The following is a 25,467-nucleotide window of genomic DNA, read 5'->3' as shown; positions in this document are numbered from 1 at the left end:
TGCACGGCATCCCCAGCGGCCGGCACCACCCGCACGGCGTCCCCAGCGGCCAGCCCGGCTCAGGGGCGTTGCATGCGCACCGAGGCGAGCGCGATGCCGCTGGGATGGGGGTAGCTTTCCTCGCGCAGCGCCCGGAAGCCACAGCGCTGGTAGAACGGGACCGCGTTGAGCGAGGCCGACAGCACCAAGGGTCTGCCGGGATCGGCCAAGGCCTGAAGGGCCTGCATCAGCATCTGGCCAATGCCGCGCCCGCCACAATCGGGGTCGACGAACAGCGCATCGATTTCATTGCCTGCTGCATCGAAGATGCCGTACCCCAGCAGCTGCCCGGCCCCGTCTTCGGCCACCACGCACCCGCCCTGCCCGATCAGGCCACGGTACTGCGCCGGCGGCGGCGAGGCGGCCCACGGCGCGATCACCTCCGGCGGATAGGCCGCACTGCACAGCTCACGCACGCAGCGGGTGCGCAGCGCCCACAGCCGCTCGGCCTCTTCGGCCGTCCCTACCCGTAGCGACGGGCGCTGGCCGGCAGCCTCGCCCTCGCCGACGGTTCCGGCCATCACCGCGACTTGCTCGTGCGCAGCGCCTGGATCCGCGCGGGCGGCTGGAACGAATCGCTGCGCGCATCGCTCCAGTAATCATGGAACACCGCGTGGTCGGGTACCTGCCGCAGTAGTTCGCCCGGCGCCAGATAGCGGTACAAGGACGCCAGCGAGCGGATCTCCACCGGCGATACGCGGCGCAGAATGTGCTCCGGGCCCAGTTCCGACGGGTGGTTCAAGCCGGCCGCACACAGCAGGTCGCGCAGCGCGCGCACGGTGTTGTCGTGGTAACTGTGCACGCGGGTGGCCTTGTCGGCGGCATCCAGGTGGCGCCAGCGGTGCGGGTCCTGGGTGGCGATACCGGTGGGACATTTGTCGCTGTGGCAGCTCAGCGACTGGATGCAGCCCAGCGCGAACATGAAGCCGCGCCCGGCATTGCACCAGTCCGCGCCCAGCGCGATGGTGCGTGCGATCTCGAACGCGCTGGTGACCTTGCCGGCCGCGCCTACCTTGATCCGGTCGCGCAGGTCCAGGCCCACCAGCGTGTTGTGGACCAGCAGCAGTGCTTCGTGCATCGGCACGCCGACGTGGTCGATGAACTCGGCGGGCGCCGCGCCGGTGCCGCCTTCGGCACCGTCGACCACGATGAAGTCCGGCAGCAGCTGGGTCTCGTGCATCGCCTTGGCGATGCCGAACCACTCCCACGGATGGCCGATGGCCAGCTTGAACCCGACCGGCTTGCCCCCGCTCAGTTCGCGCAGGCGGGCCACGAACTGCAGCAGCTCCACCGGCGTGCTGAACGCCGAGTGCTTGGACGGCGACACGCAATCCACGCCCATCGGCACGCCCCGGGTGACCGAGATTTCCGCGCTGACCTTGGCCGCCGGCAGCACGCCGCCATGGCCGGGCTTGGCGCCCTGGGACAGCTTGATCTCGATCATCTTCACCTGATCGGTGTTGGCATTGGCCACGAACTTCTCTTCGCTGAAACCACCCGCGTCATCGCGGCAGCCGAAGTAGCCCGACCCGATCTCCCACACCAGGTCGCCGCCCATCTCGCGGTGATAGGGCGAGATCGAACCTTCGCCGGTGTCGTGGTAGAAACTGCCGCGGCGCGCGCCTTCGTTGAGGGCGCGGATCGCGTTGGCCGACAGCGAGCCGAAGCTCATCGCCGAGATGTTGAACACGCTGGCCGAATACGGCTTGGCGCAATTGGGGCCGATCAGCACGCGGAAATCGCTGTGCGCGATCTCGGTCGGGGCCAGCGAGTGGTTGATCCACTCGTAGTCCACCGCATAGGTGCTGCGCAGCGTGCCGAACGGCACCACGTCCATTTCGTTCTTGGAGCGCTGGTAGATCAGCGCGCGCTGCTGCCGCGAGAACGGCACGTCCTCCAGGTCGCTCTGCACGAAATACTGGCGGATTTCCGGACCGATCGACTCGAGCCCGTAGCGGAAATGCGCCATCACCGGGTAGTTGCGGCGCAGCGTGCTGCGCTTCTGCAACAGGTCCCAGGTGCCCAGCACCACCAGCGCGAGGGTGCCGCCGACGCCCCAGTACCAGGCGGGCCAGATCGTGGCCAGCCACAGGCAGACCGGCAACAACAGGATGGCGAGCACGTAGACCAGGTAACGATGCATGGCTTTCCTCGATCAATAACGCATTCGAGTCTACAACCGGTCGTCGACAACGTCCCGTGGCCAGACCGATTTGACGTCGTACACCACCCCGTCCGGAGTGAGCAGCGCGCGGATGGTGGCGGCGTCGAACGCACGGAACTCGTCGTGGGCCACGGCCAGCACCACGGCATCGAACGCGCCGGGATCCGCCCGCTCCACCCAGTGCACACCGCTGCCCGCCAATACCGCCGGCCCCACCCACGGGTCCTGCACGTCCACCCGCGCACCGGCCGCCTGCAACGACTGCGCCAGCTCCAGCGCGCGGCTGTTGCGCAGGTCCGGGCAGTTTTCCTTGAAGGTCACGCCAAGCACCAGGATGCGGGCACCGGCTGGCGCCTTGCCGCGCCCCGCCAGCAACGCCAGTACGCGCTGGGCCACGTGTGCGCCGACCCGGTTGTTGACCTGCCGCGCGGTGTGGATCAGGTCCGGGTGGTAGCCCACGCTTTCGGACTTGTGCAACAGGTAGTAAGGATCCACCCCGATGCAGTGGCCACCGACCAGGCCCGGCCGGAACGGCAGGAAGTTCCACTTGCTGCCCGCTGCATCCAGCACGTCCTGGGTATCGATGCCGAGCCGGTCGAAGATCAACGCCAGCTCGTTGACCAGCGCGATGTTGACGTCGCGCTGGATGTTTTCGATGACCTTGGCGGCCTCGGCCACGCGGATCGACGGGGCCGGCCAGGTGCCGGCGGTGATGATGGTCGCGTACAGCGCATCGACCTGCGCGGCGATCGCGGGGGTTGAACCGGACGTGATCTTGCGGATGTCGGGCAGGCGGCGCTGGCGGTCGCCGGGGTTGATCCGCTCGGGGCTGTAGCCGCAATGGAAATCGTGGTTGAAGCGCAGCCCGGAACCGGCTTCCAGCAGCGGCACGCACACTTCCTCGGTGGTCCCCGGGTAGACGGTGGATTCGTAGATCACCAGATCGCCCGGCTTGAGCACGGCGGCGATCAGCGCAGACGCGCTCCGCAATGGGCCGAGGTCCGGCTGCTCCAACGCATCGATCGGCGTGGGCACCGTCACGATGTAGATCGTGCACGCGGCCAGCGCCGCGGGGTCCGCGGTGTAACGGGCGTGCCGTGCCGCGGCAAGCTCGTGCGGTTCCATTTCCAGGGTGTGGTCATGGCCCCGCTGGAGCTCCTCGACGCGCGCGTGGTCGATATCGAATCCCAGTGTTGGCTGGCGTGCACCGAACGCAACGGCCAGCGGCAGGCCCACATAGCCCAGCCCGATCACCGCGATGTGCGGCGCGCCTGCACCCTCTGCGCCAGCGGCCATCAACCGCGCCCCGGGGGCAGGCAGCAACGGCAGGTGGGGAGCGGCAAGGGGGCGGAATGACTCATGGGGGGCGGTGCCGGAAAGCGAAGGCCATAGCCTAACGCGGGAAGCGGCCTGCCACAAAGAACAAAGCCGCCGCCCGCGGAGAGTACGGACGACGGCCAACAAATGGTCCAGCTGCGGTTACTACCCTTTCAGACAGCCTGGCGGGGTTTCCGCAGGACCGGTCACAGCTGGTAGAGAGATAGTAGGCGCGGACCCGTGATGTTCTTGTTACGGGAAACGAACGGTTGCGTTACGAGCCCAGCGTGACCGCGGCCGGTTCCAGTTCACCCGATACCCCGGTCCACAGTTCCAGCAGGCGGGCGAACCCCAGCCGACCGTGGCCTTCGATGGGCGCCGCAGGGCTGAAGCCCTCCCACGCGGTCTCGATCATGGCGGTCAGCACCTGCGGTTCGATCGCCGCCGAGGCCATCGTCCAGCGGGGGAAGTGGCGGGTCAGGACCGCGCCACGCGCCAGCTCACGCAGGAACAGATGGCTGCGTGAATTCAGGACACGCTGGTACACCGAATCGACGCCGTCTTCGGGACCTTCGAAATACTGCAGGAAACGGGTGCCGTCGAACATGAGCACGCCGGTGACCCCGGCGACCTTGTTGAAGCTTGTCGCCGCGGCAAGGATGCGATCGATATCCGATGCTTGAATCCCTTCGAAGGCGACGCTGGTGTAGGCGATCGCACGCAACGGCATGCAGTCAGAACTCCCCTGAGAACTGCTTGGACTATGCCACGAACCTGCAGGTGTAGATAGATGATGACGGGGTGTCGCGGCACCGGCAGGCGTGCGTCCGCTTGTCGCAGGCTCAGGGCGCCTGGACCTCGAACCCGGCCTGCTGCAGGCGTGCCAGATAGCCACCGGGCTGCACCAGCAACGCCACCGGCACCACCGCGAAGGTGGTTGCGTTGCGCCCCAGCGCGGCCCGCGCCATCTGCACCCATTTGTCCGCCGCCTGCTGGTCCACCCCGGCCAGGCCGCGACGGCGCCCGAACTCGCTGTCGGCAATCGCGCCCACGCAGGCGTCGTACTGGCTCTGCACCGCCAGGTGCTGCAGCGCCTCGGTGTCGCCTACGGCCCAGGCGTTGGCCCGCTCAACCAGCAGCGGCAGCTGGTGTTCCACCACATCCAACGTGCGCTGGAAGCACGCGGCATCGGCCAGGGTGCTGCTCCGCATTTCCTTCAACGCCGCGCGCGGGTCCTCCACCCGGATCGCCACCCGGGTTGGCACCGGCTTCAGCCCCCGTGCCTTGTAGGCCTTCTCGAGCACGCGGGTTACCGGCGTGCCGCCCCCCAGCCCCACCGACTTCAACGCATCGCCATACAGGCGTGCGGCCGCCACCAGCGGCCGGTCCTTCTCCACGCCGCGGTCGCGCCCCATGTAGCGCTGCTTGAGCGTCAGCCAACGCGCATACAGCGCCGCCGGCAGGATCTCGTCCAAGCGCCGGCCCTGCGGATCGTGCGCGGCCTTCATCGCCGAGGGCAGCAGGGTCAGTCCCTTGAACACGCCGATATCGGCGTCGACCTTCCAGCCGGGCGGCCCCAGCACTTCATCGGCGCTGGCGATCACCGCCTGGACTTCATCGGCACGCCAATCCAGCTTGGCCGGCAACGGTGACACCGTGCCCAGAATCCAGAGTGCATGGCCGTCGCTGCCGGTCACCTTCCACATACCCGGACCGGGCTGCACACCGGACACCACCACCGGCGCCAGGTCCACCACCGCCGGGCCATCCGTGGGGACTTGGGCCTGCGCGGCAACCGCGCACCACACCGCAAGTGCCAGTACCGCCACCGCCTTCCCTGCCCGTGCCGCGCTCGCCATGCTGCCTTGCCTGTGTTGGGGTCGAACGCAGCCTACGGGGACATCGGCGGGCCTGCGTAAAGTTTGCGTTTGGCCGCTGCCCGCATAATGCAGCCATCGGTCCCCAGGAGAACGTGCCATCGATACCCTTCGCAGTGCCGAGACGCTGGCGCGCCGCGCCCATGCCAGCCAGATCGACAAGGCCGGCCACCCGTACATCGGTCATGTCGCGCGCGTGGCCGCCCGTGTGCGTGGCGACGCCGACGCAGAAGCGGTGGCCTGGCTGCATGACGTGGTGGAAGACTGCCCGGACTTCGCGGCCGAGGTGGAGCAGTTCCCCGCCCACATCCGCGCGGCGGTCGCCTGCCTGACCCGGCGCAAGGAGGTACCGGCAGACGACTACTACGCCGCCATTGCGCGCAACCCGCTGGCGCGCAAGGTCAAGCTGGCCGACATTGCCGACAACAGCGATCCGGCGCGGCTGCAGTACCTGCCGGTGGAAGTGGTGCAGCGGTTGACGCAGAAGTACGCGCACGCCCTGCTTGCCCTGGGTGCGGGGCCGCTACCCGCCTCGCGCTGACCGGCCCGGTCAACTGCTCGCAACGCGATCTGCAGGCACGCCTTCCAGGCAGCCGCCCAGCCCCAGCGCGTCGAACCGGCCCCGATCCGGCACCGCGCCCTGCGTGACCAGCGCGCATAGCACCTGCGAAAAGCGCGTTGCGTCGCCCACGTAGTCGCGCAGCCGCAGCGCCGCCTCGGGCGTGTGGCGCAGCACATGCTGGCCGTAGTGCATCAGCACAAGGCGAGACACCAATCCCGCCGCCGGACTCGCCTGGGGTGACGTCGCATCGAACAGCGCGTCGAAGATGCGCGTTTCGTCGTCCCGCAGCGTCGCCAGGAAGACATCCGGATGCGCCAAGGCGGCATCGGGTTCGTCCAGGGCCAGGCGCCAGGGCTGCGGCGCTGGCGTTTCCAGCCAGTGCACCCAGCCCAGGTGAAACGCGCGGACCACCTGCAGGAACGGTGCGAAACGCCGGCCTGGGCGTACCAGGCAGTCATGCATCGCGCCGACGGCCACCGACAGCGGGTGCGGGCCCAGCCGCTCGGCAGTGAACAGCAGACCTCCTTCGCCGACGTGGACGCGGTCCCGTGTCTCATCGTCGATATCCAGCTCGAACAGCAGGAAGTACAGCGCGTGATTTCGCAGCGCCAGGTGTTCGTCTGTCTGCTGCGTCAGCGTCAACAGGTGCAGCACGTGGCCGAACAGGGCGTACTCCTTGTTGCTGCGCTGCCCGGCGTCAACGGCGAACAGGTTCGCTACCCGCGTCACCATGAGCAGCACCGCATGCAGATCCGCATCGGTGTAGCCACGGTCGGCCATGCGGCGCGCCAGCGCGGGCACCCGGATCACGTCGTGCCAGCGCACCAGTGGGATCGGACGGCCATGGTGGTCACGGGCCGACAGGTGCCAACGCCCGGGCTGCCCGTCGTCCTCGACATGGAACAGCGGCCCCGGCGCGCGCGCAGGCGGCCCACCCTGCACGAACACCGCGATGCGCTGGTTGAACAGGGCGTCCAGGGTCATTGCTGCGTGGCGCCCCTGGCGGTGCACCGGCGACGGTCACTCACTGCCGTCGCGCACGTGGGGCGCCTGCCGGTACGGCTCCTCGAACGGGCGGAAGTCGTGTTCGGCCAGCGCCCCCGCCACCCACTGCTGCACGCCGTGCAGCGCCAGCACTGCCTCCACGTAGCGCTGCACGCGTGGGCTGACCGGCACCGCATAGGTGGTCAGGCGCATCACCACCGGCGCGAAGAAGGCATCGGCGATACTGAACCGGTCGAACAACAACGGGCCGTCGTGGCGCGCCAGCAGGTTTTCCCACAACGCCTGCAGGCGTTGCAGATCTTCCACCACGGCCGGCTGCTCGCGCAGCACGCGTGCGCCCACCTCCGGCAGCACGGCCTCGATGTTCATCGGAAAATGCTGGCGCAGCGCGCCGAATCCACTGTGCATGTGCGCGCACACGCTGCGCGCCAGGGCACGCGTCTCCACCGCCTGCGGCCACAGCGCGCGGTCGGGGAAACGTTCGGCCAGGTACTCGGCGATCGCCAGCGTGTCCCACACCACCAGGTCGCCATCCACCAGCACCGGCACCGTGCCCGACGGCGACAGCGCCATGGCCTGCCGCTTGAACTGCGAGCCGGGATCGAAGCTGTCGAACCGCAGCAGCACTTCATCGAATGGGATATCCGCCTGGGTCATCAGCACCCACGGACGCATCGACCAGGACGAGTAGTTCTTGTTGCCGATATGGAGGGTAAGCATGGCGGCGGCGCAGGCTGGCAAGGGAGCGCCCATGCTAACGGTAATCGGCGCGGACCCGGCGGCGTTGCGCCGCCTGTCCAGCGTTGGTGCCCGGAGCCGGAATCGAACCGGCATGGAGTTGCCTCCGGCGGATTTTAAGTCCGATGCGTCTACCAGTTTCGCCATCCGGGCAACGCGGGGCATAGGGTGCCTGATCGCGCCCGGTTTGGGAATGCGCGGGCGTTTCAGAGGTCCGGCATCAGCACCTGCGACGGGTCATCGGGGTGGTACAGGATGCGCGCGTGCTCACGCGGCACCCGGGGCAGGTCCAGCAGGCTCACCACCTTGCGCAGGGTGGCCGTGTGGGTGGTGCCCTGCCGGTCCTCGAAGGCCAGCTGGAACTCCAGCTGCGGCTGGGCGTTGACCTCGGCGCCGGTCTGGCGCACGTGCAGTACCCGGGCCTCGACCCCGATGCCGCGGTAGTTCAGAGCGTCGGCGCGCCGGTCGATGCCCACCATGCGGGTGAACAGGCGGCCCAGCACCAGATAGCCGCACAGGCAGGCCGGCATGACCAGCAGCGGATGCCACGGGGCCAGGAACGTCCAGCCCTGCCCGTTCCCCTGCCCCGCGTCGTTCCAGCACCAGGCGTAGTAGGCGGCCAGCGCAGCCAGCAGCAGCACGCCAATCAGCGCGCGGCGCAGCAGCCGGCCCCGGTCGACCTCCGGCATGGCCCCTTCCAGCACCACGTTGGGATACCCGCCCGGATCATCGCTGAGCAGCGCATCGAGCTGGTTGTCGGCCACGAAGCGCTGCAGGTGCGGTTGGCTGTCCACCGCCAGCATCTGGTCCTGGATCGGCGTGCCGGACAGATTGTCGAAAGCCAGGGTGAGGTTCCACACGCGCCACCCCCGCCGCATCCGCCCGGTATCCTGCGCCTGCACCACGCGTGCGCGGCGGCGGATCGCGGCACGCTGGATCGCCTGGGTGCGCGCCTGTGCGCGGAAGGGTGCCCGCAACAGCGTATGCACGTAGGCCACCGCCAGCAGCGCCCACAGCAGGATCGACAGCCCCAGCCACACGGTGGCCATGGCCGGCGACGTGCGGTCGGCCGCATCGACCGGGTAGCCGATGCTGTAGTACAGGATGCACGGGAACGGAAGGGCGAAAAACAGCAGGTACGCTGCCCAGAAATACAGCATTTTCTTCATGCAGCAATCCACTGGCCAAGGCCAGCGGAGGGTACTACACGCGCATCACTGCGCCGGTGACACCGCCCTCAGATGGCGCGCGAGTAGCGCACCGGCTGGTCCGGGCGTGCCAGGTAGCGGTCGAAGCACATCGCCAGCAGCCGCAGCAGCGGGCGGCCACGTTCGGTGGCGCGCACCACGCCGTCGGCATACTCGGCCAGGCCGTCGTGCTGCAATGCCTGCAACGCCACCAGTGCATCGGCGAAGTAGTGGTCGAAATCCAGCCCATGGCGCGTGGCCAGCGCGCGACCGTCCACCTCGCCCTGGCACATCAGCTGGCCGATCAGTTCGGCGCGCACCACATCGTCTGCATCCAGCTGCAGGCCGCGCCACACCGGCAACCGCCCTGCATCCACCGCCGCTTCCCAGCCCGGCAGGTCGCGCGGATTCTGGCTGTAGCTGTCACCGATATGGCTGATCGCGCTGGCGCCGAGCCCCACCAGGTCGGTGTCGGCATGGGTGGTGTACCCCATGAAGTTGCGGTGCAGCTGGCCGGCACGCTGCGCCTGCGACAGGTCTTCGTCGGGCAGCGCGAAATGGTCCATGCCCACGTACTGGTACCCGGCCAGCGACAGGCGCCGCACCGCCAGCCCCAACAGGGCCAGCTTCTGCTCCGGGCTGGGCAGCGCCGCATCGGGAATTTGCCGCTGCGCCTTGAACAGGTGCGGCAGGTGCGCATAGCCGTACACAGCCAGCCGGTCCGGTCGCTCGCGCAGCACGGTTTCCAGGGTCTGCGCGAAGCCGGCCGGGGTCTGGTGCGGCAAGCCGTAGATCAGGTCCACGTTGACCGAGCGCAGCCCGTGCGCACGACAGGCGCGCAGGATGTCCAGGGTCTGCTCGACGCCCTGCTCGCGGTTGATCGCCCGCTGCACCACCGGGTCGAAGTCCTGGATGCCCAGGCTGGCCCGGTTGAAGCCAAGCGCGGCCAGCGTGGCGATGTCCGCAGGGCTGACGAAACGCGGGTCCAGTTCGATGGAAAAGTCACGGTGTGCAGCGGTGCTGAAGCGGAACCGCTCGCGCAGCCCATCGACCAGTTCGCGCAGCTGCGCGGCGGCGAGGAAGTTGGGCGTGCCGCCGCCGAGGTGCAGCTGGATCACCTCGCGCGCGTCATCGAACAGCGGCGCGATCTGGTCCGCTTCGCTCAGCACGCGCGCCACATAGGCCACGCCCTTGCTGTGATCGCGGGTGATCACCCGGTTGCAGCCGCAGTAGAAGCACGGGCTGCTGCAGTACGGCACGTGCACGTACAGCGACAACGGACGGGCGCCGGCATTGCTGGCGCCGATGGCCGCGCGAAGTTCGTGCGCGCCGAAGCCGTCGTGGAAATGCGGGGCAGCCGGATAGGAGGTGTAGCGCGGGCCGGGCCGGTCGTGGCGGCGCAGCAGGTCCGGGTCGAAGTGCCAGGCAAGCCCGGCGGCAGCAGGCGAGAGGATATCCATGCCCCCAGCGTGCGCGCAGGCGGCGCCGCGCGCATTGAGCCAGATCAATCCAGGCGCGCGGCGCCGGCGATGGGCAGCTGCGGCCAGCGCAGCATCTGGAAGCGGCGCCAGAAGGTATCGGCAATCCGGGTGGCCACGTCATCGGCCAGGCGCTGCATCGGCGGGTTGGCGCACTCGGCGGTGGTCTGGCGGAACAGCTGCAGCCAGCGGTCGAACAGGTCCCGGTCCAGCTCGTCCATGGCCATGTGCTTGGGCATCGGGGCGCCACTGAAGCGACGCGTACCGCGCAGCATCGCCGACCAGAAATCGACCAACTGCGCCAGGTGCGCATCCCAGTCGTGCACGCGGGCGGTGAACACCGGGGCCAGGCGCGGTTCTTCGCGCACGCGCGCGTAGAAGTCATGCACCAGCCGGGTGACCTCCTGCTCGCTGCACAGGTCCAGCGATGGCGTGGGCAACGGGGTGGCGGGCGGATGCTGCATGCGGTTTCTCTACGGCCGGTGGGGTGCTGCGCGTGGTAAAGAGCATGCGCGCGCAGGCGGTGCGGCGTCTTGATCAGGATCAATGTCGGCGCAGTGGGTGCGCTCTAGTCTGTGAGTCAAACACTGACCGTGGCTGCAATGACCGACCTGCACGACCCGCCCGGGGCCCGCCGCCGCCGGCTGTTGATCCAGCAATGGGGCGCCATCCTGTGGCCCAGCTTCGTGGCCGCAGGCGTGGCCAGCATGGTGTTCTTCGCCATTGTGGATCCGCTGCGGCTGCGCGACATCAGCTTTCCACAGCACGCACTGAGCCGTGAGCTGGGCTACACGCTGGGCTTCTTCATGTTCTGGGCGGTAACCGCCGCTGCCAGCGGCCTGACCTGGTACCTGTCCCGGCCGCCGCGCCGCGACGATGACGACGAGCTGTTGGGGTGACCATGCCAGACCGCCTTCACCTGCATCTGGTCGACCCTGCCCCGCCGCCGGTTCCGCCGACGCGCAGAGGGCGGGTGCCGCATTGGCGTCCGCTGTTGTCGGCGGTCCTGCTGGCCGCCTTCTACGCACTGCCGTGGTTGCGCTGGAACGGTCGCCAGGCGCTGCTCTTCGACCTGCCCGGGCGCCGCTTCGACCTGTTCGGGCTGACCCTGTGGCCGCAGGACCTGGGGGTTCTGCTGGGGCTGCTGGCGGTGATGGCCACCAGCCTGGTGTTGCTGACCTCCCTGGCCGGGCGGGTGTGGTGCGGCCACGGCTGCCCGCAGACCCTGTGGAGCCGTCTGTTCCGCTGGATCGAGCAGGCCACGGCGCGCCATCTGCATCATCCGGCGCTGGCCCGCGCGGCCAAACACCTGCTGTGGGCAGTGGTGGCGCTGTGGACCGGGGTGACCTTCGTGGGCCTGTTCAGCCCGATGCAGGCGCTGGTGAGCGCCCTGTGGCCGCCGGCCTGGAGCGGCTGGGAAACCTTCTGGGTCGCGTTCTACGCGCTGGCCACCTGGGGCAACGCCGGCTTCCTGCGCCAGCAGGTCTGCATCGACCTGTGTCCGTTCGCGCGGATCTGCCCGAGCCTGTGTGACGCGCACACTCCGCAGGTGCAGTACGACGCACGGCGTGGCGAGCCGCGGGGTCCGCGCGCGCCCGGGCTGGGCGCGGTGATGCAGCGCGGCCGCGGCCTGCTGGATGCGGTCAGCGCCAGCGATTACGCCTTCCGCGCCGCGCATCCCGCGCTGGCCGGGCCGATGCCACGCTTTCCCGCCGACCGGCTGGGCGACTGCGTGGCGTGCGGGGCCTGCGTGGCCGTGTGTCCGATGGCATTGGATGTGCGCAGTGGGCCGCACGCAGACTGCATCGCCTGCGGTGCATGCGTGGACGCCTGCAACACGCAGATGCGCGCGTGGCAGTTCCCGGCAGGCCTGCTCCGCCATGCCAGCACGGCCCACATGGACCAGCGCCGCACGCGCTGGCTACGGCCACGCACGCTCGCAGCATTGATCACCCTGCTGGTGCTGCTGGGTGTCGGACTGCATCGGCTATAGACCACTGACCCCTTGCCCCACGGCCGCCATTCCCCCGAATGGCACCGGTCCCCCGACCGGAAACTCAGCGCAGGCGGGTACTGCGTGGCGGCACCATCTGGGCGCGCCGCACGATCCCCAACTGCTCGATGATCAACGCCAATTCGTTGGTGACCTGGGTACGGCTGCGCCCTTTGGGCACCAACCGCTCAAGCACCTGCTGGTAGGTGGTCCAGAATTCCGGGCCGCAGCCATGTTTGCTGTAACTGGCTTCCAGCTCGGTGCGCACGCCATTTGCCAAGTCATGTACGTCGTAGTGCATACGACCTCCCTTGGACTTGCCTTGCATCGGAGACGAGCTACCACCCTGCGTGGTGCAGATTCACTTGCGCTTCACCCAAAATTTGCACGGTCCTCGCACCAAGTCAATCGGCATGAGGCACTTTGGCGAGGACATCGCTGAATGGTTCAGATGCGCCCCGCCCTTTCCGCCCCGGCAGGATGGGCTGGCAATGTTGACAGCGTGATGTCAGAACCGCAGCCGCGGCGGCGCTAGGACGCCAGCCGCCAGATCCCGTAGGCGCAGATGCCGACCCCGACTGCAAGCAGCGCCCATACCAGCCCATTGAAACGCTTGAGCGCCCTGGCCAGCACCAGCGAGAACCCGATGCCCGCCAGGCCGATCGCCAGCCAGAGCACGCCATTCACGTTGCTGGGCGACGCCCAGAACGAACCCGGCGCCCCGGTGGCGGCAAACAGCTGGGGCAATGTCATGGCAGGACCTCGGAAGTGAACGAGCCTGCATCGTGGTCAACCGGTCGTGCCGGCGCGGTGAAGACCGGGGCGCCCGTGGCGGCGATTTACCGGGCCGCCGCCGGCATGGCCGGGGGCGCGGGCACGGTATGCGCCAGCAGGTCGAGCAGCCGGTCCAGACCGGTGCTTACCGCCGCGCCGTCATTGACCCGGCGTGCAAATCCGGCCCAGTCGCCGGCCGACAGCTGGCGGATCAGGGCCGGCTCGACACCCAGCCAGCGCATGCCCCAGAACGGGAAGTAGCGCTGGGGCACGCGGCCCCGGCTCAGCTCCACGATGCCATGGTGGCTGCGGGCCTGCAGGATGCGCTCGTGCACGGCGGCCATGCCGTCTTCCGGGCCTTCGAAGTACTGCAGGAAACGGCCGCCATCAAACAGCAGCACGCCGGTGACGCCGGCCACGGTGTTGAAGCGGGCGGCATCGTCGACCAGCGTATCCAGCACGGTACTGGACAAGCCGGCCGACGCCTCACTGACATAGGCAATCGCGCGAAGGGGCATGGGCGTGTCCTTGGATTGAAGGGAGATGCTGTCACTTTCAGCGGTCCGGATAAACCACCTGACTGAAGCGTTCAGATGAGACCCGACCCGGCGGAAACGATAAAGCCCGCTTTCGCGGGCTTCATGCGTCAACAATTTGGAGGCCTGGACGGGAATCGAACCCATCTCAACGGATTTGCAGTCCGGTGCATAACCACTCTGCCACCAGGCCGGTGACCCTACAGCTTACCGGGCAATGATACCCCGATAAAACAAGACCCCGAGAACGGGGCCTGGTCAGGATTTGGAGCGGGAAACGAGACTCGAACTCGCGACCTCAACCTTGGCAAGGTTGCGCTCTACCAACTGAGCTATTCCCGCAAAATCAGGCGCGTATCTTACCGAAACCGCAGGTAACACACCAGCCTTTTCACACTTTATTTCACATCCCCGCCGGCATTGCCGATCAGGATGCCCGCGTGCCACCGCGGAGAAAAACAAGGCCCCAAGGGGGCCCTGTCGAAATCTGGAGCGGGAAACGAGACTCGAACTCGCGACCTCAACCTTGGCAAGGTTGCGCTCTACCAACTGAGCTATTCCCGCAGACTTTCGCTTGCCCCGGCTGCACCGCACCGTGAGGTGCTGGAGGCTGCCGGCCCATCGACCTGCGTCGAAGGAGCGCTATTGTGTCGGGATTCCTTCACGCCGTCAACATGCTTGTTCATCGGAACGCGGGGACGCTACACCCGCATCCCGCGCCGATGGAAATACACCTGTTCGGCCACCCGCCGCATCGCGCCGGAGTGCAGCACCAGATCCAGCGGCCAATCCATCTGCAGGTGGTCCATCGCCCAGCGCAGCAGGCGTTTGCGGCGGAAGGTGGGTGCCGCCTTGCGTGCCACCGCTTCTACGGGCGGCCCCTTCCCGCGCAGGTGCAGGCCGGCGGCATCACCAATCGCCCAGCCATGCCGCCAGGACGAATGAATGCCGCCGGCCGACAGCGGCGAGACGATGCCTGCCGCGTCGCCGGTCAGGATCACCCCCGGTGCGGTGATCGGGCCGTCGGGCAGGCCGCACGGCACCAGCCCGGCGCGCGTGGCGGTCGGAACCGCTGCGGCCGGCAGGCCGACCACGTCGCGTACATGCTGCAGAAATCCCTCCATATCGGGCTGCCGTGCATGGGTCGGATCATGGCGCAGCGCCAGCCCTATCTGCACGCCGGTCGGATTCTGCGCCGCCCAGCCGATGTAACCCGGGGCGAAGCGCTTGCTGGCAAAGCAGTGCAGCGCCCCGGCTTCGGCCAGCTGGACGCCGGCAAACTCCTGCTCGACGCCGTATAGATTGTCCTGCACGCGGCCCAGCCCGGTGCGCTGCGCCACCCGCGAGGTGGCACCGTCGGCACCGATCAGATACCGCGTGCGCCCTGCTCCCTCCACCTGCCAGCCATCCCCGTCGCGCCGGGCCTGGGTGAACGGCTGCTGCAGGCGCAGGTCCACTCCATTGGCGCGCAGCTCGGCCGCCAGCCAGCGCAGCAGGTTGGGCGTGTCGGTGGTCATGAAGTAGTAGCCCGGCGCCGCCAGCAGCACGCTGCGCAGGCTGGGCGCATACAGACGCACCCGCTCTACCCGCTGCAGCAGTTCGGCCGGCGCCCGGCCCAGCCAGGTCTGTTCAATGGCCTCTTTGACGATGATGCCGGTGGTGTGCAGGCGCGCGCCGGGATCGGCCTTGCGCTCCAGCACGCACACCCGCAGGCCGTACTGGACGGCAGCGAGCGCGCAGGCCGCGCCGGCGAAGCTTGCACCGACGACGACAAGGTCCCAGTCGTAGGCGGTAGAAGACGTCTCCATCAACGGGGGGTCCTGTGCGGTCGAGGGGCACAGGATCGAATGCATGCAGGGGGAGGCCATGAAGTGCCGGTGAAGCGGGCATGAAGTAGCACGGGCGGATGTGGCCACGCCCGCCACGTGGAAGAATGTCTGCCATGAAAGCCCGATTGAACACGTGGCTCGGCTGGTGCACCGCCGCCCTGCTGGCAGCAGCGCTCACCTGCAGCCTCTCAACGCAACTCGCCTCGAACGCGATGATGCTGCTTTTGGACGGCAGCAATGCCATCCCGGCCGAATCGTCGATATTCTTTTTCGAGCCCTACGTGATCAACCAGGGCTCATCCAACTACTGGCTATACGGCCGGGATCGGCGCAACTACTACCATTTCATTCATCGACCAGACGCCGCCTACGTGTACATCCCCATCCACAACAGCTGCCCCGGCTTCGATGACACCAATGCACGCACCTGGTGCGAGGTCCGGACCGGAGGGGGGCGATGAGCCGGTTGCCGTGCACGTTCGAGCGCGATGTGGGGCGCAGGCTGGGCGTGGCGTTGCTGTTGCTCGCCGGCACCTGCACGTTGTCGTCGACGGCCGCGCCGGCGCCCATCACCGTGCCACTGACCGATGGCAGCGATGCACGCCTGCGCATCGACAGCAGCCACGGCAGCGCGCGGCTGCTGTCTGCGTCCGGGGAAACCGATCTCCGGGTGAACACGACACTGCGCGACGCACTGTCCAGATCAGACACCGTGATGGTGATCGGCCGGCACCGCCTCGCCACCGATCCCGACAACAGCGTGTTGCTGTTCGTCAGCGCGCCGTCCAATCCCGCTGCCCCGATGGGCTACTGCGGCGCAGGGCAGGAAGACGGTTTGCTGCTGCTTGCAGTACGCAACGGCGCGCTGGTCATGCACGATTTCGTGGTGCTGCAGAGCTGCCTGCACTCGATCGAGCAGGCCGTGGAGCTGGGTGCCGACCCTGCAGCTGCCTTCCATCCCCTGCCGCCCCCTTGGCTGGCGGGCTTTGCGGCCATGCAGGGCGACAGGCGGGTGGAGCGTTGCGTCGGCATCCGCGACGAACGACTGACCTTCCGCGATGATTGCAGGGCCGTGGCCGCCCCCTCGCCATGATCGAGCGGGGCCAAGTGCAGAAACAGAAAAAGCGACCTTCCGGTCGCTTTTTTCTGTTGGCATCCAACGCGATGTTTCGCCTTGGAAACCTGTATCTGGAGCGGGAAACGAGACTCGAACTCGCGACCTCAACCTTGGCAAGGTTGCGCTCTACCAACTGAGCTATTCCCGCTTGGGAGGCGAAATTCTACAACCAAATGCGCAGGTGTCAACAGCCCTTACGCATTCTTTTTCGCACGCGCGGTTTCGCGGGCCAAGCGCTCGTCTTCACGCAGGCTCGGCCAAGCGGCATGCAGGTACTGCAGACCCGAGAACAACGTGAGAATCGAGGCGATGGCCAGCGTCCAGTCGCCGATGTGGAAGACCTGCACGCCCATCCAGATGTCCTGCATCGGCGTATGCGGCGCTACCGAGTACAGCAGGCACAGCAGCGCCACCATCTGCGCGGTGGTTTTGATCTTGCCGATCAGGGCCACGCGCACCTTGGCGCGCTGACCGATCTCGGCCATCCACTCGCGCAGTGCCGACACGGCGATTTCGCGGCCGACGATCACCGCCGCCCACACCGCCATCCACGCGGTCGGATGGCCCTGCACGATCAGGAACAGCGCCACGGCCACCATCAGCTTGTCGGCGACCGGGTCCAGGAACGCGCCGAACGCGGACGCCAGGTTGTAGCGGCGGGCGATCCAGCCATCCAGCCAATCGGTGATGGCGGCCAGGCCGAAGATCGCCGCGGAGGCGAAGTTGGTCCATTTGTAGGGAAGGTAGAACACCAGTACCAACACCGGGATCATCAGGATCCGCAGCAGGGTGAGCCAGGTGGGGAGGGTCAACTTCATCGCATCTCTCTACTCGCCCGCCGCGTCGGGCGCGGGCAGTCCATGAAGGTTAGCGTAGATGCGTGCAGCGAGGGCGTCATTGATGCCTTCGACTTTCGCGATTTCGGCTTCGCCGGCCGCTTTCAGGCCGACCAGACCCCCGAAATGCTTGAGCAGGCTGGCGCGGCGGCGCGGGCCGATGCCGGCGATATCCTCCAGCTTGCTGGTCATCCGGGCCTTCTGGCGGCGCCCGCGATGGCCGGTGATGGCGAAGCGGTGGGCTTCGTCACGCACCTGCTGGATGAACTGCAGGGCCGGGGAGGCCGCCCCGGGACGCAGTTCGCGGCCATCGGGCAGCACCAGGGCCTCGTGCCCTGCCCGGCGCTCCACGCCCTTGGCCACGCCCACCAGCATGACCCCTTCCACGCCCAGGTCGGCCAGCGCCGCCTGGGCCTGGCCGAGCTGGCCGGCGCCACCGTCGATCAGCAGCAGGTCCGGCAGCACGCCGTCTTCTTCCACCGCACGGCGGAAGCGTCGCTCGATCGCCTGACGCATCGCCGCGTAGTCGTCGCCCGGCTCGATGCCGCTGATGTTGAAGCGGCGGTACTGGCTGCGTACCGGGCCGGCGGCATCGAACACCACGCACGAGGCCACGGTGGCTTCGCCCATGGTGTGGCTGATATCGAAGCACTCCACCCGCTTGACCTGCTCGGCCAGGCCCAGCATCTGCCGCAGGTCTTCGCTGCGCGCATGCTGGGCGCTGCGGCTGGTGAGCTCGCTGACCAGGGTGATCTGGGCGTTGCGGCTGGCCAGTTCGACATACCCGGCACGCTCGCCGCGCACGTTCCATTTCAACTGCACCTTGACCTCGGCCGAGGCCGAGAGCGCGGACTCGATCAGGCTGGCGTCGGGAATTTCGCGGTCCAGCAGGATTTCGCGGGGCGGCGAGTGCTCGGCGTAGTACTGCGACACGAACGCCGCCAGGATCTCCTCGGCGCTCTCTTCGCCGTTGGTCCGCGGGTAGAACGGCCGCGTGCCCAGGTTTCGGCCGTCACGGAAGGCCAGCAGCATCACGCAGGCGTTGGCGCCGCGGGTGGCGCAGGCCAGCACGTCCAGGTCGGCAGCGCGGCCGTCCACGTACTGGCGGGTCTGCATGCTGCGCAGCGCGGTGACCAGGTCGCGCAGCCGTGCCGCCTGCTCGAACTCCAGCGCATCGCTGGCCGCCTGCATCTGGGTGCCCAGTTCGCGCGCGAGCAGGTCGCTCTTTCCCTCCAGGAACAGCGAGGCGCGGCGCACCGATTCGGCATAGTCCGTCGCACTTACCAGATCTACGCAAGGCGCACTGCAGCGGCCGATCTGGTACTGCAGGCAGGGCCGCGAGCGGTTGCGGAACACGCTGTCTTCGCAGCTGCGCAGCTTGAACAGCTTGTGCATGAGGTTGAGCGTGTCGCGCACGGCGGTCACGCCCGGATAGGGACCGTAGTACCGGCCCGGCACCGCACGCGGCCCGCGATGCAGCGCGATGCGCGGCCAGTCTTCGCGGGTGAGCAGCACGTGCGGATAGGTCTTGTCGTCGCGCAGGGACACGTTGTAGCGCGGCGACAGCGACTTGATCAGCTGGTTTTCCAGCAGCAGCGCTTCGGCTTCCGAGCGGGTCACGGTGACGTCCATGCGCGCCACCTGCGACAGCATCGACATGATCCGGGTGGTCTTGGGCGTGCCGTTGAAGTAGCTGCCCACCCGGTTGCGCAGCGCACGCGCCTTGCCGACATACAGCAGGCTGTCGTCGGCGGCGTACATGCGGTAAACGCCGGGCGCGGTACTCAGGTGGGCCGCGAATGCCTTGCCATCGAAGGCGGGTGCGGTGGAAACAGTCATTCGCTGATCGGGACTTCGCTCAATACGCCACTGACAGGGTCGAAACGCAGCACGGCATGGGCGTCGGTCTCGGCGATCCACACCGCCCCACCGCCCAGCGCCAGCCCGGCCGGGCCGTGCAGGCGGCGCGGCAGTTCCAGCGTGCTCAACTCACCACCGCCCAGGCGCAGCGTGCGCAGGCGGCCATTGCCGGCATCGGCGATCCACAGCAACGGCGCGTCCGGGCTGAGGGCGATGGCCTGCGGGTGCTGCAGTTGGGCGATCGTACGCGGGCCATCCTGCTCGCCGAACGACCACGGGCCCTGCCCGACCAGCGTCTGCACCAGGTCGCCGCGCAGCTGCATGGCGCGGATCGAGGAGCCCAGCGCATCGCAGACGTACAGCACCTGCTGTACGGCCGCCAGCGACGTCGGCTGCGCGAATGCGGCCAGGTGGCCGCTGCCGTCGCGCTCGTCGATCGCGCCCGAACCGGCGCGCCAGTGCAGGCTGCGCTGGCCCAGGTGGTAGGTCCAGATGCGGTTGTCGCCGGCCATGGCGATGTGGATCTGGTTGTCGGCCACCGCCAATCCCTGCGGATGGTTGAGCGCGGTCTGGCGCGGCTGCGCCACCGGCCCCTCGATCGGCTCGCCGGGGCGGCCGGTGCCGCACAGCGTGTCGACCTGGCCGGTCAGCAGGTGGATGCGGCGCAGGGCATGGTTGCCGGTGTCGGCCACGTACAGCGACTCGCGCTCCAGGGCCAGGCCCTGGGGACGGTTGAAGGCCGCCTCGGCCGGCCCGCCATCCATGAAATCGGCGGTGCCCAGCCCGAACTGGCGCAGCACGCGCCCGCCGTGGCTGCATTCAAGCACGCGGTGATGGCCGGTATCGGCGATGTACAGGCGTTCGGTGGTGGCCACCAGACCGGTCGGGAAGGACAGCGGCAGCCGCGGCTCGGGATGGAGCTCGCGCGCCAGCGCCATGTCACCGTCGACCGGTCGGGCGCCGCCTTCGCACAGTGCGTTGAGCGCGCGTTCCAGCTCGCCACCGAACCCGACCAGGCGGTCACACTCACGCCCTTGGGCGTCCAGCAGCACCAGCGTGGGCCAGGCGGTCACGCCGAAGCGGCGCCAGCCGTCCCAGTCCGCGTCGAGCAGCGCCGGGCCACTCAGGCCCTGCCGGCGCAGCAGCTTGAGCGCCTGCGCGGGGTCGCGTTCGCAGTCGAAGCGAGGCACCTGCAGGATCAGCAGCTGCAGCTTGCCCGGGTTGCGCGACTGCCATTGCGCCAACTCGGCCAACCGCTGCGCGCACCACACCGAGGCGGCGTTGACGAAGGCGAGCACTACCGGCCGCCCCCGTAGTTCGGTCAGGGTGGTCGGCGTGGCGTTGAGCCACGTGGCGAATTCGGGCAAGTCCTGGACGGGCTGTACGTTCATGCCCTGATTATGCCGGAGTCGGCGTCATGCAATCGTCGTGCCGCGTCAATCCGACGGCGGCCTGCGCACGGCGGTCAGCCCTGCGCTGCCAGCCAGGCTTCGGCCCGGGCCAGGTCTTCCGGGGTGTCGATGCCCGGCGGGAACTCGGCCGGGGTCAGCGCCACGCTGATGCGATGGCCCGCTTCCAGCGCGCGCAGCTGCTCCAGCGACTCCAGCTGCTCCAACGTGCCCGGCGGCAATGCCGCGAATTGGCGCAGGAAGCCGGCACGATAGCCGTAGATGCCGATGTGACGCAGCCAGTGCGGCCCCGCCAGGGTGTCGCGGGTGCGTGCGAAGGCGTCGCGGTGCCACGGAATCGGGGCGCGGCTGAAGTACAGCGCATCCAGGTTCTCACGGCGCACCACCTTGACCGCATTGGGGTCGAACAGCGTCTCCGCGTCTTCCACCGGGGTGGCCAGGGTGGACATCTCCGCCCCGCTGTAGACCAGCGCCTCGGCCACCGCGCGAATGCCTTCGGCGGGGGCGAACGGCTCGTCCCCCTGCAGGTTCACCACCACCGTGTCGTCGCTCCAGCCCGCCTGCGCGGCACATTCGGCCAGGCGGTCCGTGCCGGAGGCGTGATCGGCCGAGGTCATCGCCACGCGCACGCTGGACAGGCCCTGCAGCGCATCGGCAATGCGCGCGTCGTCGGTGGCCACCCACACCTCGCGGGCGCCGGCCAGCAGCGCGCGCTCGGCCACACGCAGCACCAGCGGCTGGCCACCGAGCAGTCGCAGCGGCTTGCCCGGCAGGCGCGAGGCCGCGTACCGGGCCGGGATGGCAACGACGAAATCGAGGGGCTGGCTCATGTGGACACTCGCGGAAATGACGGGGGAATCGACGTGGCGCGCGAAACGCTCAGCGCTTGCCCAGCTTGTCGACGCGGTCGAGCAGGTTCACCCAGAACGCAGCAGGCAGATCGGCCGCCAGCGGCACGGCGAAATGCCACTCGTTGGCAAACACCTTGCACTTCACCGCATCCTTTTCGGTCATCAACACGGGCAGCTCGCTGCCAAACCGCAGGTCGGCGGCCTGGTACGCGTGATGATCGGGAAACGCGTGCGGCACCACGCCGATACCCTGCGCGCGCAGCATGTCGAAGAAGCGCTGTGGGTGGGCGATGCCGGCCACCGCATGCACGCGCTGGCCACGGAAATGCGCCAGCGTGCGCGGGCGGCCACCGCTGAGCGGTTGGGCGCTGTCGATGTGCAGCTGCATCGGCCATTCACCGAAGCCGCACGCCGGCTGCGCGCCAACGCCATCGCTGGCCTGGCCCATGTTGACCACGCGGAAATCGCAGTCGTTGGCGCGACTGACCGGCTCGCGCAATGGGCCGGCCGGAATCATCCGCCCGTTGCCGTAGCGACGCTGCGCGTCAACCACTTCGATCTCGATATCGCGGGCCAGCCGATAGTGCTGCAGGCCGTCGTCGCAGACGATGATGTCGCAGCCGGCGTCGACCAGTGCTTTGCCGGCCGCCACGCGATCGGCATCCACGCGGACCGGCACGCCGGTCTTCCACGCGATCAGCACCGGCTCGTCGCCGCCGATGGCGGTGGACGTGGTGGCCTCGACCCAACGTGCCGTGCCCGCCTCGTCGCGGCCGTAACCGCGACTGGCCACGCCGGGCTTCCAGCCCGCGTCACGCAGGCGCTTGACCAGCGCGATGGTCAGCGGGGTCTTGCCGGTGCCACCGGCGGTGACATTGCCCACCACCACCACCGGCACCGGCAGCGCATGGCGTTTCAGCCAGCCCCGCCGATACAGCAGCCTGCGCAGCGCAATGGCGCCGCCGTACAACGGCGCAAGCAGCCGTGCCGGCAACGGGATGGCGCTGCCGTCATACCAGTACGACGGCGTCCGGGTGCCCTTGGCCGCCATCAGGCCTGCCTTTCGCGGAACTGCATCTTGTGCAGGTGCTCATACAGCCCGCCGAGGGCCAACAGCTCCTGGTGGGTGCCCCGTTCGACGATGCGGCCGTGGTCCATGACCAGCACCTGGTCGGCGTGCTCGATGGTGGACAGGCGGTGCGCGATCACCAGCGTGGTGCGCTCGGGCATCAGCCGCTGCAACGCGTCCTGGACCAGGCGTTCGGATTCGTTGTCGAGCGCGGCGGTGGCTTCGTCCAGGATCAGGATCGGTGCATCGCGCAGGATTGCGCGTGCGATCGCCAGGCGCTGGCGCTGGCCGCCGGACAGCAGCGCGCCGTTCTCGCCCACCGGCGTCTGCAGCTGCTGCGGCATGCGCTCGATGAACTCCCAGGCATTGGCCGCTTCGGCGGCGGCGCGGATCTGCTCTTCGCTGGCGTCCATGCCGTAGGCGATGTTGGCGCCCACGCTGTCGTCGAACAGCATCACCTTCTGCCCCACCATCGCCACCTGGCGACGCAGGTCGGCCAGCGGGTAGTCCTCCAGCGAAACGCCGTCCAGGGTAATGCGGCCCCCGTTGGGTTCGTAGAAGCGCGGCACCAGACGGATCAGGCTGGTCTTGCCACTGCCGGAACGCCCGACGATGGCGGTGACCGTGCCCGGCTTGGCCACGAAACTGATGTCGTCCAGGGCAATGCCGGTGTCTTCACGGTAGCGCAGCATCACGTGCTCGAAGGCGAGCTCGCCACGCGCACGGCCGATCTTCTGGAGGCCTTCGTCACGCTCGACCGGCAGGTCGAGGATGCCGAACAGGCGCTCGGCGGCGGCCACGCCGCGCGAGATCGAGGTCTGCACGCTGGTCAGCCGGCGCAGCGAGGGAATGATGGCCATCATCGAGGTCATCAAGCCCATGAACTGGCCCGCATTGAGCTTGCCGGCCAGGGCTTCGCGGGTGGACACCCACACGATCACGGCCAACGCCAGCGCGGCCAGGAACTGCACCGTGCTGGACGCCAGCGCACGGGTGGTCTCCACCTTCATGTTGAGGCCGAGCATGCGGTTGGCCAGGCGGGCATAGCGCGCGATTTCATGCGCCTGGGTGCCATGCACCTTCACTTCCTGCTGCGCGGCCAGCGACTGTTCGGCGGTCTGCGCCATGCTGCCCATGCCGTCCTGGATGCCGCGACTGATACGTCGGTAGCGCTTGCCCACGAACGACACGATCACACCGATCAGCGGCACCACCACCAGCATCGCCACGGTGACCTTGACGCTCATCTGCAGCATCACCACCAGCATCGCGATGATGGTCAGGGTGTCGGCCACCAGTGTCTTGAGCGCATCGGCGCTGGCCTGGGTCACCTGTTCGGTGTCGTAGTTGAGGCGGCTGACCATCACCGGGGTCGCCTCGCTGTCAAAGTGCGAGGACGGCAGGTGCAGGTACTTTTCCAGCACCTGCTCGCGCAGGTCGCGCACCACGCTGCGGCCGGTGCGGGCCAGCGCATAGTCGCTGACCAGCGTGGCCAGGCTGCGCATCATGAACAGGCCGAGGATGGTCAGCGGCAGGATCACCGCCATGCGCGGCTCGGGGTTGACGAAGCCGCGGTTGACCAGCGGTTCCATCAGCTTGGTGAAGTGGTAGCCGGCCAGCGCTTCGACGACCATGGCGATCACCGCGGCCACCATGAAGGTCCAGTAGGCGCGGGTATAGCCGAGCAGGCGCTTGTAGATCGGCCAGATCGGGGCGTGTTGTTTACTCATGGATGCACCTCCGGCGCAGTAGCGATGGCGATGCGGCGGAAGCCGAGCTGGCCCAGGGCATCCTGGGCAGTGACAACGGCCTGGTAAGGCGTGCGCGCATCGGCGCGCAGCAGCACGGTCTGTTCACGGTCGCTGCCAGCCACCGCGGCGATGGTCTGTTTGACCGCCTCCACGTCGGTACGCAGCACTTCCTGGTCGTTGATGAAGTAGCGCCCCTCGGCGTTGACCAGCACGCTGAGCGAACGCGGCGGCTCGCTGTTGTCCTGCTGGCTGGCGGTCGGCAGCTGCAGCTGCAGGGTCGAGCGCGCGTCGAAGGTGGTGGTGACCACAAAGAAGATGATCAGCACGAGGATCACGTCGATCAGCGGTACCAGATCGATATGCGGCTCGTCCTGGACCCGGTCATTGCGAATGCGCATCCGTCAGCCCTTGGCCGTGACGGGCGCGGCCGGTGCCGCGGTCGGCGCACGGGCGCCGCTGTTCATCACCCCGGGGCGACCATCCAGTGCGTCCAGCAGCGCGCTGGCTTCCTGCTCCATCTCGATCACGTAACCGCCGATGCGGCCCTTGAAGTAGCGATGGAACATCAGCGCGGGAATCGCCACGATCATGCCGGTGGCGGTGCACACCAGCGCCTTGCCGATGCCGCCGGCCAGCTGGTTCACATCACCCACGCCGTGGTCGAGGATGCCCAGGAACATCTGGATCATGCCCACCACGGTGCCCAGCAGGCCCAGCAGCGGGCCGGCCGAGGCAATCGTGCCCAGGGCGTTCAGGAAACGCTCCATGCGGTGCACCAGATGCCGACCGGCATCCTCGATGCGCTCGCGGATCTGGTCGCGCGGGCGGTTGCGTGCTTCCAGCGCCACGGCCAGCAGCGCGCCCAGCGGCGAGTTGGCGCGCAGCGACTGGATGTGGCTGGGGTCGAGCTTGCCGCGCGCGGCCCAGTTGCGCACTTCCTGGCCCAGCCCGGGGGGCAGGACCTCGTTACGCCGCAAGGTCCAGAAACGCTCCAGGACAATTGCCAAAGCCAGTACGCCCAACAGCAGCAGCGGCACCATCGGCCAGCCACCGGCCTTGACCAGTTCCCACACGT

27 protein-coding genes and 5 tRNA genes are annotated in these 25,467 nt (G+C 68.2%); 5 read left to right on the top strand and 27 right to left on the bottom strand.

From position 1 onward, the window contains the following. Window positions 1-59 precede the first annotated feature (59 nt). The 5 genes from ABIA71_RS00905 to ABIA71_RS00885 form a co-directional block, all read right to left on the bottom strand. On the bottom strand, window positions 60-560 hold the full coding sequence (locus ABIA71_RS00905) for a GNAT family N-acetyltransferase (RefSeq protein ID WP_354282376.1): 501 nt from the start codon (window positions 558-560) through the stop codon (window positions 60-62). Continuing rightward, window positions 560-2,182: an FMN-binding glutamate synthase family protein gene (locus tag ABIA71_RS00900; RefSeq protein ID WP_038689193.1), complete on the bottom strand. Its 1,623-nt coding sequence runs from the start codon at window positions 2,180-2,182 to the stop codon at window positions 560-562. Before ABIA71_RS00900 ends, ABIA71_RS00905 begins: the two co-directional genes overlap by 1 nt. Before the next feature lie 30 nt (window positions 2,183-2,212). Continuing rightward, window positions 2,213-3,499, bottom strand: coding sequence for a nucleotide sugar dehydrogenase (locus ABIA71_RS00895; RefSeq protein ID WP_354282373.1), 1,287 nt, complete (start codon window positions 3,497-3,499; stop codon window positions 2,213-2,215). A 295-nt stretch (window positions 3,500-3,794) separates the two neighbouring features. Further along, window positions 3,795-4,250: a BLUF domain-containing protein gene (locus ABIA71_RS00890; protein ID WP_354282371.1), complete on the bottom strand. Its 456-nt coding sequence runs from the start codon at window positions 4,248-4,250 to the stop codon at window positions 3,795-3,797. A 112-nt stretch (window positions 4,251-4,362) separates the two neighbouring features. Continuing rightward, a complete protein-coding gene (locus tag ABIA71_RS00885; protein WP_354282369.1) occupies window positions 4,363-5,379 on the bottom strand; it encodes a TraB/GumN family protein in 1,017 nt (338 codons plus the stop codon). Between the two features lie 214 nt (window positions 5,380-5,593). Between ABIA71_RS00885 and ABIA71_RS00880 the strand changes: the two genes are divergently transcribed. Continuing rightward, window positions 5,594-5,938, top strand: a complete 345-nt coding sequence (locus ABIA71_RS00880) for a phosphohydrolase (protein WP_502960561.1) — start codon at window positions 5,594-5,596, stop codon at window positions 5,936-5,938. Between the two features lie 9 nt (window positions 5,939-5,947). On the opposite strand, the gene ABIA71_RS00875 is transcribed toward ABIA71_RS00880, so the two are convergent. The 6 genes from ABIA71_RS00875 to ABIA71_RS00850 form a co-directional block, all read right to left on the bottom strand. Further along, a complete protein-coding gene (locus ABIA71_RS00875) occupies window positions 5,948-6,943 on the bottom strand; it encodes a hypothetical protein (protein WP_354282367.1) in 996 nt (331 codons plus the stop codon). 36 nt (window positions 6,944-6,979) lie between these two features. Beyond that, complete coding sequence (locus ABIA71_RS00870; protein WP_354282365.1) at window positions 6,980-7,684, bottom strand: glutathione S-transferase family protein; 705 nt, start codon at window positions 7,682-7,684, stop codon at window positions 6,980-6,982. 84 nt (window positions 7,685-7,768) lie between these two features. Next, window positions 7,769-7,855: transfer RNA gene (locus tag ABIA71_RS00865), tRNA-Leu, on the bottom strand. Between the two features lie 53 nt (window positions 7,856-7,908). Next, window positions 7,909-8,871, bottom strand: a complete 963-nt coding sequence (locus ABIA71_RS00860; RefSeq protein WP_354282363.1) for a hypothetical protein — start codon at window positions 8,869-8,871, stop codon at window positions 7,909-7,911. A gap of 68 nt (window positions 8,872-8,939) precedes the next feature. Next, window positions 8,940-10,349: an oxygen-independent coproporphyrinogen III oxidase gene (hemN, locus tag ABIA71_RS00855; protein WP_354282361.1), complete on the bottom strand. Its 1,410-nt coding sequence runs from the start codon at window positions 10,347-10,349 to the stop codon at window positions 8,940-8,942. 44 nt (window positions 10,350-10,393) lie between these two features. Continuing rightward, complete coding sequence (locus ABIA71_RS00850; RefSeq protein ID WP_354282359.1) at window positions 10,394-10,831, bottom strand: group III truncated hemoglobin; 438 nt, start codon at window positions 10,829-10,831, stop codon at window positions 10,394-10,396. Window positions 10,832-10,969: 138 nt separating this feature from the next. Between ABIA71_RS00850 and ABIA71_RS00845 the strand changes: the two genes are divergently transcribed. Both ABIA71_RS00845 and ABIA71_RS00840 read left to right on the top strand, forming a co-directional pair. Further along, entirely contained in the window at window positions 10,970-11,266 is a 297-nt protein-coding gene (locus ABIA71_RS00845) for a hypothetical protein (protein ID WP_354282357.1), read from the top strand. A gap of 2 nt (window positions 11,267-11,268) precedes the next feature. Further along, window positions 11,269-12,360, top strand: coding sequence for a 4Fe-4S dicluster domain-containing protein (locus ABIA71_RS00840; RefSeq protein ID WP_354282355.1), 1,092 nt, complete (start codon window positions 11,269-11,271; stop codon window positions 12,358-12,360). Window positions 12,361-12,424: 64 nt separating this feature from the next. Here ABIA71_RS00840 and ABIA71_RS00835 read toward each other — a convergent pair whose 3' ends face one another. From ABIA71_RS00835 to ABIA71_RS00805, 7 genes are all read right to left on the bottom strand, one after another. Continuing rightward, window positions 12,425-12,661 carry a hypothetical protein gene (locus tag ABIA71_RS00835; protein ID WP_128095908.1) on the bottom strand — a complete coding sequence of 79 codons (237 nt, stop codon included), beginning with the start codon at window positions 12,659-12,661 and terminating at the stop codon, window positions 12,425-12,427. 230 nt (window positions 12,662-12,891) lie between these two features. After that, window positions 12,892-13,113: a hypothetical protein gene (locus tag ABIA71_RS00830; RefSeq protein WP_354282353.1), complete on the bottom strand. Its 222-nt coding sequence runs from the start codon at window positions 13,111-13,113 to the stop codon at window positions 12,892-12,894. An 86-nt stretch (window positions 13,114-13,199) separates the two neighbouring features. Next, a complete protein-coding gene (locus ABIA71_RS00825; protein ID WP_354282352.1) occupies window positions 13,200-13,652 on the bottom strand; it encodes a BLUF domain-containing protein in 453 nt (150 codons plus the stop codon). 137 nt (window positions 13,653-13,789) lie between these two features. Then, window positions 13,790-13,863, bottom strand: a tRNA-Cys gene (locus ABIA71_RS00820). Between the two features lie 73 nt (window positions 13,864-13,936). Continuing rightward, window positions 13,937-14,012 (bottom strand) — tRNA-Gly (locus ABIA71_RS00815). Window positions 14,013-14,158: 146 nt separating this feature from the next. Then, window positions 14,159-14,234, bottom strand: a tRNA-Gly gene (locus ABIA71_RS00810). Between the two features lie 137 nt (window positions 14,235-14,371). Continuing rightward, window positions 14,372-15,478 (bottom strand): NAD(P)/FAD-dependent oxidoreductase, encoded by a 1,107-nt coding sequence (locus ABIA71_RS00805; protein ID WP_354282351.1) that lies wholly within the window; start codon window positions 15,476-15,478, stop codon window positions 14,372-14,374. Window positions 15,479-15,612: 134 nt separating this feature from the next. On the opposite strand from ABIA71_RS00805, the gene ABIA71_RS00800 reads away from it, so the two are divergent. Next, window positions 15,613-15,960 (top strand): hypothetical protein, encoded by a 348-nt coding sequence (locus tag ABIA71_RS00800; RefSeq protein ID WP_354282350.1) that lies wholly within the window; start codon window positions 15,613-15,615, stop codon window positions 15,958-15,960. Beyond that, on the top strand, window positions 15,957-16,592 hold the full coding sequence (locus tag ABIA71_RS00795) for a hypothetical protein (protein ID WP_354282348.1): 636 nt from the start codon (window positions 15,957-15,959) through the stop codon (window positions 16,590-16,592). The genes ABIA71_RS00800 and ABIA71_RS00795 overlap by 4 nt, the downstream gene beginning before the upstream one ends. A gap of 96 nt (window positions 16,593-16,688) precedes the next feature. Here the strand turns inward: ABIA71_RS00795 and ABIA71_RS00790 are convergent. From ABIA71_RS00790 to ABIA71_RS00750, 9 genes are all read right to left on the bottom strand, one after another. After that, window positions 16,689-16,764 (bottom strand) — tRNA-Gly (locus ABIA71_RS00790). A gap of 46 nt (window positions 16,765-16,810) precedes the next feature. After that, window positions 16,811-17,434: a CDP-diacylglycerol--glycerol-3-phosphate 3-phosphatidyltransferase gene (pgsA, locus tag ABIA71_RS00785; protein ID WP_128095903.1), complete on the bottom strand. Its 624-nt coding sequence runs from the start codon at window positions 17,432-17,434 to the stop codon at window positions 16,811-16,813. Between the two features lie 9 nt (window positions 17,435-17,443). Continuing rightward, window positions 17,444-19,291 carry an excinuclease ABC subunit UvrC gene (gene uvrC, locus ABIA71_RS00780; RefSeq protein ID WP_354282346.1) on the bottom strand — a complete coding sequence of 616 codons (1,848 nt, stop codon included), beginning with the start codon at window positions 19,289-19,291 and terminating at the stop codon, window positions 17,444-17,446. Beyond that, window positions 19,288-20,703 (bottom strand): hypothetical protein, encoded by a 1,416-nt coding sequence (locus tag ABIA71_RS00775; protein WP_354282344.1) that lies wholly within the window; start codon window positions 20,701-20,703, stop codon window positions 19,288-19,290. The genes uvrC and ABIA71_RS00775 overlap by 4 nt, the downstream gene beginning before the upstream one ends. A 74-nt stretch (window positions 20,704-20,777) precedes the next feature. Then, on the bottom strand, window positions 20,778-21,551 hold the full coding sequence (gene kdsB, locus ABIA71_RS00770; protein ID WP_354282342.1) for a 3-deoxy-manno-octulosonate cytidylyltransferase: 774 nt from the start codon (window positions 21,549-21,551) through the stop codon (window positions 20,778-20,780). Window positions 21,552-21,600: 49 nt separating this feature from the next. Next, complete coding sequence (gene lpxK / locus ABIA71_RS00765) at window positions 21,601-22,623, bottom strand: tetraacyldisaccharide 4'-kinase (protein WP_354282340.1); 1,023 nt, start codon at window positions 22,621-22,623, stop codon at window positions 21,601-21,603. Continuing rightward, a complete protein-coding gene (msbA, locus tag ABIA71_RS00760; RefSeq protein WP_354282338.1) occupies window positions 22,623-24,371 on the bottom strand; it encodes a lipid A export permease/ATP-binding protein MsbA in 1,749 nt (582 codons plus the stop codon). Before msbA ends, lpxK begins: the two co-directional genes overlap by 1 nt. Then, window positions 24,368-24,790 (bottom strand): ExbD/TolR family protein, encoded by a 423-nt coding sequence (locus tag ABIA71_RS00755; RefSeq protein ID WP_038689239.1) that lies wholly within the window; start codon window positions 24,788-24,790, stop codon window positions 24,368-24,370. Before ABIA71_RS00755 ends, msbA begins: the two co-directional genes overlap by 4 nt. Before the next feature lie 3 nt (window positions 24,791-24,793). Continuing rightward, window positions 24,794-25,465: a MotA/TolQ/ExbB proton channel family protein gene (locus tag ABIA71_RS00750; RefSeq protein ID WP_354282336.1), complete on the bottom strand. Its 672-nt coding sequence runs from the start codon at window positions 25,463-25,465 to the stop codon at window positions 24,794-24,796. Between the last annotated feature and the right edge of the window lie 2 nt (window positions 25,466-25,467).

It is taken from the genome of Stenotrophomonas sp. 2619 (genome assembly GCF_040548725.1).
Classification (GTDB): domain Bacteria; phylum Pseudomonadota; class Gammaproteobacteria; order Xanthomonadales; family Xanthomonadaceae; genus Stenotrophomonas; species Stenotrophomonas maltophilia_AP.
This window is presented reverse-complemented; position numbering and strand designations above follow the sequence as displayed.